Consider the following 15,180-nt stretch of genomic DNA (forward strand, 5'->3'; position numbering starts at 1 on the left):
GTTTATAAATTTCTTTACCCATGGCCGCCATTAGACACACCATAAGGAAATTCTCTTGATTAAAGCGTAATATTTAATATGGCCATGTAGCACCTTGGCCAACCATGTTCTCTCTATAAAAAAGAAGCTTTTTTAAAGGTCTATCTTAGTTCTGCCATACCATTCAGGTAAAATTTTAGCCTGTAGCTGTGTTCCTAACGGTAATGTGAAACTTTCACTTAACAAAAAATAACTCTTATCTTTATCGCAAATTAAAAGAAGGTAATTTGTCCTTATCTTCTTTTTTTATTTTAAATAAAATAGTTCGTTTAATAAGAATTATCTTATTAATACCTGAGCAATGAATTATCGATAAACTCATTTTATTTGTTTCTAGAAATGTACTGTAAGAAAAGAATAATAGAGATTTGATTTTAGGAAGTGTTGTTTAAGGTGAATTTGTTTTTGGGATGTGAAATTAATGAGTAATAATAAAAAGAGAAAGTCCTTTTTACTCTTTTTGTTAAATAACTTTTTCGTACAAAAATGATCCTGACTCTGACTCTTTATGATAATCGCTCAACCTGTCATTCATAATTTTTATCGGGTCACAAAAATTAAGTATTCTATCAAATAACGTTAACTGCGGTTGCGCTAATAAACATAAACAAGCTTGAGCCCCCACTTCTGTCACTAAAAAAAGGGCTGTTTCATTGCCTTCTTTTAATGAAGCCTCTACCACTTGCGATAAATAAGGGTTGATTTGATTATTGTTAACTTCAAAATACCAACTCTTAGGCATCAGCGGTTTTAAAAAGCGATGGGCTATTAATGCATTTAAAGCTAATTCAGCTCTTGATTCTGATGGCATATCTATTTGGCGAATTTGCTCATCGTATCCATAATAAAGAGCTGCATCATCGACGGTAAAAGATGCTGATTGGCGAGCGCTCTCACTTAACATTTTACTTGGAAAGCGTGAACGAAAAATCATGCCATTGGCTAAATCAAGCATTAATTTTTGTTGCTCAACATCAAAATACCAACGCCAGCGATCATCGGGTTTTATTATCACTAATTAATCCCCCTTCGATTCATTACCTGTTTTATACTCGGATAAACGATCAAATTTAAATGACCTAAATAAAATATTTAATATCACTTAACAAAAACAGGATTCATTTTACTATTAATTAAGCACAATCAGTGCAATTTAATAAAAAATAACCAACTAGGGGCAATATAAACGAGTTAGGGGCAGAAGAAAAGCCCCTATCTCATTATTAAATAGATTTAGATATGATTAATTATAGATTTGATAAGTGCAGGACCTTGGTAAATGAATCCTGAATAGACTTGAATAAGAGAAGCACCAGCATCCATTTTTTCTCTTGCTGCTGTTAATGAATCAATTCCACCTACACCAATAATAGGCAATGCACCTTTTAATTCTTCATTTAATTGGCGGATTATTTGTGTGCTTTTTGATTGTACTGGGCGACCACTTAATCCCCCCGCTTCATTACAATGATCTAATCCACTGACTAATGATTTATCTAATGTCGTATTTGTCGCAATAACACCATCAATATGATGACGCACTAAGCTATCTGCAACTTGAATTAATTCTTCATGTGTTAAATCAGGTGCAATTTTAACCGCGACAGGAACATATTTTTGATATTTTCCCTGCAACTCTAATTGTTTATTTTTAATTGCAGATAGCAGATCGTCTAACGCTTCACCATATTGTAGCGTGCGTAAACCTGGAGTATTTGGTGATGAGATATTGATTGCGATATAACCGGCATGCGCATAGACTTTTTCCATACAAATCAAATAATCATCTTTACCTTGCTCGACTGGGGTATCTTTATTTTTACCAATATTAATACCCAGTACACCGCCATAACGAGATTGTTTTACATTTTCAATGAGGTTATCAACGCCAAGGTTATTAAATCCCATTCGGTTAATTAAGCCTTCGGCTTCCACTAAACGAAATAACCGAGGTTTATCATTTCCTACTTGAGGGCGTGGTGTCACAGTACCTACTTCAATAAAACCAAATCCCATTCCACCAAGTGCATCTATGCAATCGCCATTTTTATCAAGACCGGCTGCAAGACCAAGAGGATTTTTAAATGAGAGTCCCATACAGGAAACGGGTTTTGAAGGAAGCGACTGCTGAATAAGAAATTGAAATGGGGAATGAGATAAACGTTTTAACTGACGGAAGGTAAAATCATGGGCACGTTCAGGATCTAGCCGAAACAATGCCTTCCTTACTAAGGAATAATACATACGATCTCCATTGAGAATATCGGGTATTAGGAATGGTACGTCTACGACAATTTAAGCGTCGTGCATCTTATAGATAAAAGCACGAAAAGTAAACGTTTCAACTTCACAATTCGCCATAAAAAATCCCCAGACTATGCAGGGGATCTTATCATCATGCTAATTTAACACTATTTATTCACTTATAAAGTGATATAAAACGCGATATTAATCAACTAACGCTTTGGTGATTTTCTCATAAAGATCGCCCGATAAATTATCCAGCGTTTTCAGTTTTAATAACTCAGCACGCATTTTTTCTTGGCGTGTTGCATCATAACGTTTTAAACGAATAAATGGTTCAATAAGGCGTGATGCAACTTGTGGGTTACGGCTATTTAAGTCAGTCAGAATTTCTGTCAATAATAAGTAACCAGAACCATCTTCAGCATGGAAAGCGACTGGATTATTATTTACAAATGCACCAATTAACGCACGAGTACGGTTAGGGTTTGCTAATGTAAATGAACGATGAGATAACAAACTACGAACTTTCTGTAACACGTCTTTTGCGGGGCTCATGGCTTGTAAACTAAACCATTTATCCATCACTAAACCATCTTGATGCCATTTATCATCGAACTCTTGCAGTAACACATCTTTGCAAGGCAATTGTGCCATGACGGCTGCATTCAATGCTGCAAGTGCATCAGTCATATTGTCACTGTTGTGATATTGTGCATCAACAAGTTGGTTACCTGTTTGCTCATCTTCAGCCGCTAAATAACCTAAACACACGTTACGTAAATCACGTTTTGCAATATCATCATGATTAACACGATAAGCGCCAATATGCATTGAATGATAAACAGCAGAGAACTCATCTGCCATTTCAATCGCTAATGTTTTACGAATAAAACCAAGCGCTTCATGAATAGCGATAGGATCAATAATACTAAATGATTCACCCGCTTCAACATCAGTTGGTAATGTCAGAATAAGTGCAGCTAATGCTGGATCGATATCTTTATCAAGTAATACGGCACGGAAAGCATCAATCACCATATCAGGAAGAATACCGCTTTCGCCCTTTTGAACACGAGCCACATTTTCTTTTATATAACGGCCTAATAATGATTGCGCCGCATCCCAACGTGAAAAGGCATTACGTGCATATTTCATTAAAAAGGACAGTTGCTCATCCGTAAACGAATAATCAAGTTTTACGGGTGCTGAGAATTCACGTAATAAAGAGGGAATAGGTTGTTCTGGAACATCATCAAACACAAATTGCTGTTCTTCACGTACAATATTCAATACATTAGAAATCGCCTGACCTTGTGAGCGCAAAGGAATAACATCGCCTTTGGTATCATATAACTCAATATCTAATGGAATATGCAGTACTTGCTTTTCAGTTTGATCTGCGGTGGGTGGTGTCATTTGACTAACAGTTAAGGTGTATTGCTTTTTGTTAGCATCATAACTATCACGCACTGTCAGTTGTGGCGTACCTGATTGGCTATACCAACGACGGAATAAAGTGAGATCAACATTAGAGGCATCTTCCATTGCTTGAATAAAATCGTCACAAGTTGCCGCACTTCCATCATGACGATGAATATACATCTGAATGCCCGCTTGGAACTGTTCTTCACCTAATAAAGTGTGGATCATTCGGATCACTTCTGAACCCTTCTCATATACAGTTAAGGTATAGAAGTTGTTCATTTCGATCACGCTATCAGGGCGAATTGGATGCGCCATCGGACTTGCATCTTCAGCAAATTGCGCACTACGCATTACGCGTACATTATTAATACGATTGACCGAGCGTGAACCTAGATCCGAGCTGAACTCTTGATCACGGAAAACGGTTAAGCCTTCTTTTAAACTTAATTGGAACCAATCACGGCAAGTGATTCGGTTACCTGTCCAGTTATGAAAATATTCATGACCAATAACAGATTCAATACCCAAATAGTCTTTGTCTGTCGCCGTTTCACTTTTAGCCAGTACATATTTCGAGTTAAAGACATTAAGTCCTTTGTTCTCCATTGCACCCATATTAAAGAAGTCAACCGCAACTATCATATAGATATCAAGATCGTATTCTAAATCGAATCGAGATTGATCCCATGCCATCGCATTTTTCAATGATGTCATTGCCCAATCGGCACGATCTAAATTACCCTTATCAACAAACAGCTCTAAAGCAACTTCACGACCGCTTTTGGTGATAAAAGTATCTCGTAACACATCAAAATCACCTGCAACCACCGCAAATAAGTAACTTGGTTTTGGATGTGGATCTTCCCATGTTACCCAATGACGACCATCTTCAAGTTCACCTTGTGCAACACGATTACCATTGGATAATAAATAAGGATACTGTTTTTTATCCGCAGTAATTGTTGTTGTGTAGCGAGCTAATACATCAGGTCGGTCTAAATAATAGGTAATATGACGGAAACCTTCCGCTTCACACTGTGTACATAATGCATCACCCGATACATACAGCCCTTCTAATGCAGTATTAGCAGATGGATTAATTTCGTTGATAATTTTTAATGTAAATTGCTCTGGCAGTTGTTCAATGATGAGTTTGCCGTTTTCTTCTTTATAGTGTGTCCAAGCAACATCATTTACTGCGATTGATTTTAAGGTTAATTCTTCACCATCTAAGACCAAAGGTGTTGAGGTTGAAGCCAAGCGCTTACATTGGCTGATCGCCGTAATCTGGGTATTTTCTTTATCTAAAATAAAATCAAGATGCAAATCGGTGATTGTGTAGTCAGGGGCACGATAATCTTTGCGAAATTTCGCGATTCTTTGTTGTGTCATAAATAAAAACCTTTTAGTTAACACGACTATTTAACGGTTATATTGCCAAAGCTTACTCGTCAAAAATCTGTTTAGCCAGTCGAATATTCAATTGAGAACATTAAAAGTCAACAAGATGTTAATAGATTATTAATACATGTAATCAATTTATTTGGTAAATGATGCTAATAGACTCCCAAATTATGTTTAACGTGGTAAACTCATCTAAGTTTTACAGCTTGTTTTTATGTCGCAGAGAAATATTATTGAATAGTGACTTTTTGTTATCATATTCGGGTATACTCTCCAACCTTAACGATTTAGCAGACATAAAAACGCTCCGTGAGGATGCTTGACGCGCTATGATTTTAGACGCTACACCGATTATTACATCACTTTTGGATACCGATGCATACAAGCTCCACATGCAACAAGCGGTTTACCATCATTACAGTGATATTCCTGTCGTTGCTGAATTCCGTTGCCGGAGTGATGAACGTCTAGGTGAATATGCAACAACCTTACGCCATCAAGTTAACATGATGGCAGACTTGTCATTAACGAATGAAGAATTTGACTATCTTCAGAGCCTCCCCTTTTTCAAAAATGACTATCTGCAATGGTTTAAGCATTTTCGTTTTAAACCAGAACAAGTCCAAATTTCAACCACACCTGAAAACCAACTTGCCATCAGAATAACAGGCCCTTGGCGTGAAGTTATTCTATGGGAAGTGCCTTTGTTGGCTTTAGTGAGTGAAATTGTACATCGTACTCGCTCCCCTGAAATCACTCCTGATGATGCTGTTGACCAATTACGTAAGTTAATTGATATCTTCTATCGTGATGCTGCTGAACAGCAGATTAATTTAGCTGATTTCAAATTGATGGATTTCGGCACTCGTCGTCGTTTTTCTTATGATGTGCAGTGTGCCATTGTGGATGAGCTGAAAAATCATTTTCCTTATCTCATTGGGACTAGTAACTATCATTTAGCAGAACGTATGCAATTAGCGCCAGTGGGTACACAAGCTCATGAGTGGTTTCAAGCACATCAGCAAATTAGCCCTGAGCTTGCCAATAGTCAGCGTGCCGCCTTACAGTCTTGGTTAGATGAATATCCTGATCAATTAGGTATTGCATTAACTGATTGTATTACGATGGATGCGTTTTTGCGTGATTTTGATAAAGCCTTTGCCGTAAGCTATCAAGGTTTACGTCATGACTCTGGCGACCCTATTGAATGGGGAGAAAAGGCCATTGCACATTATGAAAAATTGGGTATTGACCCAATGAGTAAAGTACTCGTCTTTTCTGATAGTCTCGACTTTCAAAAAGCTCTCGTACTTTATAAGCATTTTCATAAACGCATTCGCTTGATCTTTGGTATTGGCACTCGACTCACTTGTAATATTCCAAAGATAACACCGCTCAATATTGTGATTAAGCTGGTGGAGTGTAATGGTAAGCCGGTGGCTAAATTATCAGATAGCCCTGGTAAAACAATTTGTGAAGACGATGACTTCGTTGACCAACTTCGCAAAGCCTTTGATGTCCCGCTCATAAAACAAGCCTGTTGATTAGCTAAAAATCTTCATTCACAAAAGAAAGGGTAATAAATACCCTTTTTTTTGTCATAACTCCCTTTCTTATCAATATTTCACCTGTTTTTATCAATTTATTTTATACAAAAGCTTTTCTCTTCTTTATTGACTCTTTAAACTAAAATTTCCTACTTGTTTCCTGCGCTATTGCAAGTAACATAGAAAAACTGTCCGACAGGGGCAGAGTGAATTAACCAAACAATTATTTTAATTAAACGAAGAGAGATTTATTTATGATCGTTGCGCCTGTAGTCGACGTACTGCAAGGCCGTATCGCGGTTGGCGAAGACGTCACCGTTCGCGGTTGGGTACGTACAAGAAGAGATTCAAAAGCTGGTATCTCATTCCTTACCGTCTACGACGGTTCCTGCTTTAATCCAGTACAGGCCATCATTAATAATAATTTACCGAATTATCAAGATGAAGTGCTGCACTTAACCACAGGTTGTTCTGTGGAAGTCACCGGTAAAATTGTTGAATCTCCGGGCCAGGGACAGAACTTTGAAATTCATGCTACTCATATTGTTGTAGTAGGAATGGTCGATGATCCGGAAACTTATCCGATGGCCGCCAAACGTCATAGTATTGAGTACCTACGTGAAGTTGCTCACCTTCGTCCTCGTACTAATTTAATTGGTGCAGTTGCACGTGTTCGTCACACGTTGGCACAAGCACTACATCGTTTCTTCGATGAACAAGGCTTCTTCTGGGTTTCTACGCCACTTATTACGGCCGCAGATACAGAAGGTGCTGGTGAGATGTTCCGTGTTTCTACACTTGATATGAATAACCTGCCACGCACTGATAAAGGTGAAGTTGATTTTAGTGAAGACTTTTTTGGTCGCGAAGCATTTTTAACCGTATCAGGCCAGTTAAATGGTGAGACTTATGCTTCTGCATTAAGCAAGGTATATACTTTCGGCCCAACATTCCGTGCTGAAAATTCAAATACCAGTCGCCATTTAGCTGAATTCTGGATGGTTGAACCTGAAGTGGCATTTGCTGATCTGAACGATATCGCAGCCCTTGCAGAAAAAATGCTGAAATACACTTTTGCCGCAGTGTTAGCAGAGCGTAAAGATGATATGGAATTCTTTGCACAACGTGTCGATAAAGACGCGGTCTCACGCTTAGAAAGCTTTATTACGTCTGATTTTGCTCAAATTGATTATACCGATGCAGTCGCTGTACTTGAAAATTGTGGTGAGACATTTGAAAACCCTGTTTACTGGGGTGTTGACCTCTCTTCTGAGCATGAGCGTTATCTGGCAGAGAAACACTTTAAAGCGCCTGTCGTTGTAAAAAATTACCCAAAAGATATCAAAGCATTTTATATGCGTATGAATGAAGATGGGAAAACAGTTGCAGCGATGGATGTATTAGCACCAGGTATTGGTGAGATCATCGGTGGTTCTCAACGTGAAGAACGTTTAGATATGTTTGATAAACGTTTAGAAGAAATGGGCATGAATAAAGAAGACTACTGGTGGTATCGTGACCTGCGTCGTTACGGCACAGTACCTCATTCAGGCTTCGGTTTAGGTTTTGAACGTTTAGTTGCTTATGTGACCGGTGTCGCAAACGTTCGTGAAGTTATTCCATTCCCACGTACACCAAGAAATGCTGATTTCTAATTTAGTGATTAATTAGTATTCAATCAGAAATTTGCACTGCTGTTTTATTGTGCAGATTTAGCTTAAGTGAAGAAGCCAACCACAAGGTTGGCTTTTTTTATGCATGGCTCTTATTTGATTCAAAAGTTCCCCAAAATACATAATTTGAAATGCATAGTTACAATTTGTTACACTTTTTTCGTTTTTGTAGCAAATTGGGGGTAGATAAAATTTTTTACCAATGGAACACTGTCACCCGACACAGACGACACTTAACTCTCATAAATAGTTCCATAAAAATTAAGAAACTATTTCTGGCAGTGGCAAAGGTGTCTGAATAACACCAATGAGGGTAATAATAATGATGAAGCGCAATCTTCTTGCAGTGGTAATCCCAGCTTTAATGTTTGCTGGTGCAGCAAACGCAGCTGAAATGTATAACAAAGACGGCAACAAAGTAGACATCTACGGTAAAGTTGACGTTCGTCATTACTTCGCTAACTCTGAAAGAGACGGCGGTAAAGAAAGCGGTGACGCTTCTCGTGCGCGTATCGGTTTCAAAGGCGAAACTCAAATCAATAAAGATTTAGTTGGTTTTGGTCGTTTTGAATACGAAGTTCGTACTGGTGAACAAGAAGGTGAAACAGACTCACGTGCTCGTTTCGCTTACGCTGGTTTAAAATTTGCTGACTTCGGTTCAGTAGACTACGGTCGTAATTACGGTGTAATTTACGACACCAACGCATGGACAGACGTTCTGCCTTTATGGGGCGGCGACTCAATGTCACAAACTGACAACTTCATGACTGGCCGTACTACTGGCGTTCTGACTTACCGTAACACTGATATGTTCGGTTATGTTGATGGTCTGAATTTTGCTCTGCAATATCAAGGTAAAAACAACTCAGAAACTACTAACACACGTACTGATGTTAAAAAACAAAACGGTGACGGTTTTGGTTTCTCTACAGCTTACAACTTAGGTTGGGGCGTAACTCTGGGTGGTGGTTACTCTAATTCATCACGTACTGCAGAACAAAAAGTAAGCTCAGCTAAAGGTGAACGTGCAGAAGCATGGAACTTTGGTGGTAAATTTGCAGCTAACAATGTTTACTTAGCCGCTATGTACGGTGAAACTCGTAACATGACTGGTTTCAAAGGTAATATTGCTAACAAAACTCAAAACATCGAGTTAACTGCACAGTATGACTTCGCTGATTTAGGTATCAAACCATCTTTAGGTTATGTTCAATCTAAAGGTAAAGATTTACAAGTTAACAACGTAAATGACGAAGATTTAGTTAAATATATCTCTGTAGGTTCTTTCTACAAATTTAACAAAAACATGACTGCAGTTGTTGATTATAAAATCAACCTGATCAAATCTGATAACAAACTAGGCATCAACGACGACAACGTAGTTGGTTTAGGCCTGACTTATCAGTTCTAATTACCACTTAGGTAATTAAACAGTCAAGTTAATTGATTTGAAAAGCAACACTTCGGTGTTGCTTTTTTAATTTCACCGTTAACATACACTCTCCCTTCCTCTATCTATTTATTCTATATTTATATTAATCACGCTTAATTGGTTTCTTGATCATCATAACTCTCTCCTATACTTTCTATTTTGAGAACATTAAAAAGTTTATCATACTAAACAATTATGACTTTTTAGTGATTATTTTTACATGTTAATGTAATCACAGGATATTCACTTACTTACATCTTGTTTTGCTATTTATTCTCACTTAGTTCACAACTTCTTGTTAATTTCTCTACAAACAGTTGGCAAAAATCCCTCATAGCGTTACTCTTGATACTCATATTTCGGCTTCGTTTTGAGCTTAGGGAACAATTACACTATGTTTGAGAAAATCATTGCTGCACCAGCCGATCCTATTCTGGGTTTAGCTGATAGTTTCCGTTCTGATCCTCGTGAAAACAAAATTAATTTAGGAATTGGTGTTTACAAGGATGAAACAGGCAAAACCCCTGTTTTAACCACAGTTAAGAAAGCAGAAAAATACCTGTTAGAAAACGAAACCACTAAAAACTACCTTCCTATTAGCGGTATCCCTGAATTCGGTGCTGTTACCCAAGCACTTTTGTTTGGTGAGCAACACCCTATTATTGCAGAAAAACGTGCGCGTACCGCACAAGCACCCGGTGGTACTGGCGCTTTACGTATTGCGGCTGATTTTATTGCACAACAAACCACAGCAAAACGTGTTTGGATAAGCAATCCAACTTGGCCTAACCATAATAATATTTTCCAAACAGCAGGTCTTGAGATCTGTAATTATGATTATTATGATGCAACAACACGTGGGCTAGATTTTGAAGGCATGTTAGCAAGTCTTGCAAAGGCTCAAGCAGGTGATGTTGTCCTGTTCCACGGTTGCTGCCACAACCCAAGTGGTATTGATCCCACGGAAGAACAATGGCGTCAACTGGCTGCATTATCAGCAGAAAAAGGCTGGCTACCGGTTTTTGACTTTGCATACCAAGGTTTTGCTCGTGGTCTTGAAGAAGATGCGCAAGGCTTACGTCTTTTCGCAGAAAACAACTCTGAACTTATTGTGGCAAGCTCATATTCTAAAAACTTCGGTCTTTACAATGAGCGTGTTGGTGCATGTACTATTGTCACCAAAGACAGTGACACTGCTGAAAAAGCCTTTAGCCAAGCCAAAGCCATTATTCGTGCCAACTACTCAAACCCACCCGCACATGGAGCTTCTGTAGTTACCACCATTCTTTCTAATCCAGAATTAAAAGAAGAGTGGATTGAAGAGCTGACAACCATGCGTGAACGTATTAAACGCATGCGTCAACTGTTAGTAACCACATTACAAGAAAAAGGCGCAAAACAAGATTTTAGCTTTATTATCGACCAAAATGGGATGTTCTCATTTAGTGGTTTAAATAAAGAACAAGTTGAACGTTTACGTGCTGAATACGGTATTTATATCGTAGGCTCTGGACGTATTAACGTTGCAGGCTTAACCCTTGAGAATATGGTTCCGTTATGTGAAGCCATTGTGGCTGTGCTTTAATCTCTGTTTAGAAGCTGAATAAGATAAATGCCGCGTTATTACGTGAACTGTCCAATAAACTGGGGTCAGTTCGATTACGTAACGTGGCATTTTTATTGGCATAAAAGAAATATTAGTTATATTTTTTAATTATAAAAAAGCTCTTTATAATAAAGAGCTTTCATATTTATTCACTTATATCAGCGCACTATTACCAAATTGGCATTTCATCTTGTAAAAAAGGATTATATTGGCGTTCATGTCCTAAATTAGACATAGGACCATGTCCCGGAATAAACAGATAATCATCACCTAAAGGTAATACTTTATTTTTAATTGAAGCAATAAGGTCAGCATGGTTACCACGAGGAAAATCTGTACGGCCAATGCTTTCTTTAAACAACACATCACCCATAGAAATGAGTTTATTCTGGTGATTAACAAAAATTATATGTCCGGGTGTATGGCCTGGGCAATGTAAAACAGATAACGAAATTGTTTTACCAATTGTCACTGTATCACCCTCATTTAACCAACTGTCTGGTGTAAATGATTTTCCACAGGGGAAATTAAACATGCGGCACTGTTGCTCTAATTCTTCTAATAAAAAACTGTCATCTTTATGAGGACCATAAACAGGAACCTTGAAGTACTCAACAATCTGAGAAGTACCTGCTATATGATCAAAGTGTCCATGTGTTAATAATACTTTGGTCAATGTTAATTGGCGTGCTTCGATTTCAGCAATCAACATTTCAGCATCGCCACCAGGATCAACAATTGCGGCTTCTTTTGTGTCATCACACCAAATAAGGGTGCAATTTTGCATATAATTTGTCACGGGGACAATGTGATACATCATTAATCACTCCACTCTCTATTAACTCATTCTTAATAGATTACCATGAGCGGACAGGTCCTGTATCAATATGCACAAAATTACTTCTTGGGTAATATCCAACACCGCCGGATTTCATTCTTAATGCCACTTGGCGAACTTTAGAAAGATCAGTACCGACTAAACGGAAATCCATTGCTTGCCCGCGAGTATGGTAACTTTTCTTAGCCACACCACTGCTACTTTGACGCAAGTTATTATTGGTCACTAAAGAACGATAACCTGAAATAAGTTCAACGGGTTTATTATTATTTAACATCACTTGCAGTAAGTAGATTTGGTCAAACAGTGCGGGATCAATGGTTTTGATTTTATTTTGACGATAATCTCTAAAAAGGTGATTTAATTTAGCAAGTTCATGTTTATTATAACGTTTTCCATCAAAAAACTCGGCTTTAATAGTTTCACCAGTATTTAAATTATTAAAGCGAAGAATTTTTGGACGAGGTGTTGCTAATGAAGCAAAAGCATGAGAAGGCAATAAACCTAACCCCACTGCGGCCATACCCAGCCCCAGCCATTTACGGCGATGTGAATCAATAATATCCATAGTCTATGTACTCAAAAAATTATTTCAGGAGGAAGAACCTTTATTATGACAATATTTTTCCCGAATTGTTTCTTATAGTTTGTATAGTATTGTAAATAATACTTTCTTTTAATTTATCAACATTTAAAATTTTATTAATTTAGTTATTTATACTAGATTGTTTTTTATCATTCTATTTTTAATGTAAAATTTAAAAATATTTTGTATATTTATATTGCCTTTATCTTTCTTATTGAATGATACAAAACAAAACACATCCTATTGATTTATATAAAAATAAAGGATAGTCAAATTAACCATCCTTTATTCAATTTATATTTCTTTATATTACAAATATTTCTTAATATTCTCTAAATAGGGTTGTGCATTTGAAATACTTTTATCATAAGCATAAATATCGGCACGATATTGAGGGGTATTTTCCTGCGCTACCCATGCAGTTTGATAATATAAATAAACCGGAATTCGTTCTGGAATAGGCGCATATTGTGTTGAACCTCGTTTTAATGCTGCATCAATTCTATCTTGTTTCCATCCCGCATCACCTAATAAAATTGAGGCAAGCTGAGACGCTTTATTGACACGAATACACCCAGAGCTAATCGCTCGCATATTTTTTGAAAACAGCGAATGATTAGGGGTATCATGCAAATAGATTGCCTCTGAATTTGGCATATTAAATTTATAACGCCCTAAAGAGTTGGTTGGACCAGGAGCTTGCCAAATTCGATAAGGAAAATTCGCTGCACTCATATTTTGCCAATCAATATCGTAAGGGTTAATAGGATAAGCATCATTGCCCCAGCCTGAATAAATAGTATATCCCTTACGACTAAAGTAACTAGGATCTGCTTTACCTCTAGGAACAATATCTTTGCGCGTCATGCTAGTTGGCACATTCCAAGGAGGATTAACAACCACGTTATTCAACGCACTACTCATAATCGGTGTTTTTCTATCAGGACGACCAACAATCACTTTTGAATCAAGAATAAGTTCATTATTGGCATAGAAATAGAGTGAAAAATCAGGAATATTCACCCAAATTCCAGTATCACCAATAGCAGGCGTTAGGCGTAGACGTTGAATATTTAACGCCATAATACTGGCTCGTTGTGCAGGTGTTGTATTTAGCCACACTCGTGTTTGTCGTCCAATCACGCCATCAGGCTCTAACCCATGAGCCGTTTGAAATACTTTAACTGCGGTAATTAAAGGTGCGTCATAAACTGTTGTGGCAATTTCTTGCTCATTTTCTGCTAATTCAGGTATTAATTTTAAATGGCGTAAAATTTGCCTCAATGCCAAGACTTCTTCAGATGATTGATTTGGCTTTAATGATGCTGTGCCTTTCATTTCAGGCCATACAACTGCATTCTGCAATTGCTTGCGCACTTCTTCTTTCATTAATGCGTAATAAGGATGGGAAGGAGCATAAGAAATAATAAAGCTACCCAATGTGTTATTTAGAATATTTTGTTGCAAGTCTGCTACGGATTTATCTGAAGGTAATGGTAGCGCTTGTGTTGCATTACGATACAGTAAAGAGGCTCCTGATTTATTTACTTGCTCAACAAAACTGATATAACCTAAAAAAGCGTCTGATAAAATAATATCACGCCCTTCTTTTGTTAATTCAGGTATTTCCAATTGCGTCAGCCATTGTCCAAATTGAGGCTGAATACCCGAAATTGCCACTTCTGCAATTTGTTGCTGTAACTGCTGTACCACCTTTTCATCTTGCCAAATTAATGCAAGATTATTCGCTTGGTAAACTTTTGCTAACTGCGTTAAATATAATGGTTTATATTCCTTGGGGCCCCAAAGCTGTAGCGTTGTTTTTGCTTCTAGTTCAGTGATTTGCGGGATATTCATTGCCACAATGGCAGGTGTTGGTATTGTTTCATCCGTTACAGGAACTAATGTCGTATTTTCTGTTGCAGGTGTAGAAACAACGACAGGCTCTGATTCTGTTGCCACGGCATAATGCCCAGACAGAAGTGAGCTTATAACAACTGAATATGCGATTGCTCTTTTAATTGGTTGGTGCGCCATAAATCCTCTACCCTCATTCCTTATTATTATTTTGGTATCCTAGAATAATAGATGAGCTTGGAAAAGAATTTTATAGGAATAAACTAATATTTTTAAAGTTTTATAAACCTTTGATGGGAATTTAATTTTATTTAATCAAAAAAAGACTATTTAGCTGTTTTTATATTCAATACTATATGTTAAATAAAATTGCACATAAGTAATAAAAGACAACTTATTTTAAAATGAATATATCAATAATAAACGAAGAATAGAGAATCGATAAATAAGATTATCGACATGGAAGGCGTTTTAAAATAGAAAAAGGCGCAGTTTTCTGCGCCTAACAAATAAAGGTAAACAAAGG

10 protein-coding genes are annotated in these 15,180 nt (G+C 37.3%); 4 read left to right on the forward strand and 6 right to left on the reverse strand.

What is annotated here, in order from left to right:
- Window positions 1–502 precede the first annotated feature (502 nt).
- The 3 genes from INT39_RS04010 to pepN form a co-directional block, all read right to left on the reverse strand.
- Complete coding sequence (locus tag INT39_RS04010) at window positions 503–1,054, reverse strand: cell division protein ZapC (RefSeq protein WP_193014217.1); 552 nt, start codon at window positions 1,052–1,054, stop codon at window positions 503–505.
- 218 nt (window positions 1,055–1,272) lie between these two features.
- Entirely contained in the window at window positions 1,273–2,283 is a 1,011-nt protein-coding gene (pyrD, locus tag INT39_RS04015) for a quinone-dependent dihydroorotate dehydrogenase (protein ID WP_193014216.1), read from the reverse strand.
- 204 nt (window positions 2,284–2,487) lie between these two features.
- Window positions 2,488–5,103 (reverse strand): aminopeptidase N, encoded by a 2,616-nt coding sequence (pepN, locus tag INT39_RS04020; RefSeq protein ID WP_193014215.1) that lies wholly within the window; start codon window positions 5,101–5,103, stop codon window positions 2,488–2,490.
- 341 nt (window positions 5,104–5,444) lie between these two features.
- On the opposite strand from pepN, the gene pncB reads away from it, so the two are divergent.
- The 4 genes from pncB (at window position 5,445) to INT39_RS04040 (ending at window position 11,352) form a co-directional block, all read left to right on the forward strand.
- Window positions 5,445–6,659: a nicotinate phosphoribosyltransferase gene (pncB, locus tag INT39_RS04025; RefSeq protein WP_193014214.1), complete on the forward strand. Its 1,215-nt coding sequence runs from the start codon at window positions 5,445–5,447 to the stop codon at window positions 6,657–6,659.
- Window positions 6,660–6,916: 257 nt separating this feature from the next.
- On the forward strand, window positions 6,917–8,317 hold the full coding sequence (gene asnS / locus INT39_RS04030; RefSeq protein WP_193014213.1) for an asparagine--tRNA ligase: 1,401 nt from the start codon (window positions 6,917–6,919) through the stop codon (window positions 8,315–8,317).
- 340 nt (window positions 8,318–8,657) lie between these two features.
- Window positions 8,658–9,746 carry a porin gene (locus INT39_RS04035; protein ID WP_319021311.1) on the forward strand — a complete coding sequence of 363 codons (1,089 nt, stop codon included), beginning with the start codon at window positions 8,658–8,660 and terminating at the stop codon, window positions 9,744–9,746.
- Between the two features lie 415 nt (window positions 9,747–10,161).
- Complete coding sequence (locus INT39_RS04040; RefSeq protein WP_193014212.1) at window positions 10,162–11,352, forward strand: amino acid aminotransferase; 1,191 nt, start codon at window positions 10,162–10,164, stop codon at window positions 11,350–11,352.
- A gap of 190 nt (window positions 11,353–11,542) precedes the next feature.
- On the opposite strand, the gene INT39_RS04045 is transcribed toward INT39_RS04040, so the two are convergent.
- From INT39_RS04045 to ldtD, 3 genes are all read right to left on the reverse strand, one after another.
- Window positions 11,543–12,193 carry an MBL fold metallo-hydrolase gene (locus INT39_RS04045; protein ID WP_193014211.1) on the reverse strand — a complete coding sequence of 217 codons (651 nt, stop codon included), beginning with the start codon at window positions 12,191–12,193 and terminating at the stop codon, window positions 11,543–11,545.
- 37 nt (window positions 12,194–12,230) lie between these two features.
- Window positions 12,231–12,779, reverse strand: a complete 549-nt coding sequence (locus tag INT39_RS04050; protein ID WP_193014210.1) for a YcbK family protein — start codon at window positions 12,777–12,779, stop codon at window positions 12,231–12,233.
- 327 nt (window positions 12,780–13,106) lie between these two features.
- A complete protein-coding gene (gene ldtD / locus INT39_RS04055; protein WP_193014209.1) occupies window positions 13,107–14,834 on the reverse strand; it encodes a L,D-transpeptidase in 1,728 nt (575 codons plus the stop codon).
- Window positions 14,835–15,180 lie beyond the last annotated feature (346 nt).

The organism is Pseudomonas sp. FME51, assembly GCF_014897305.1.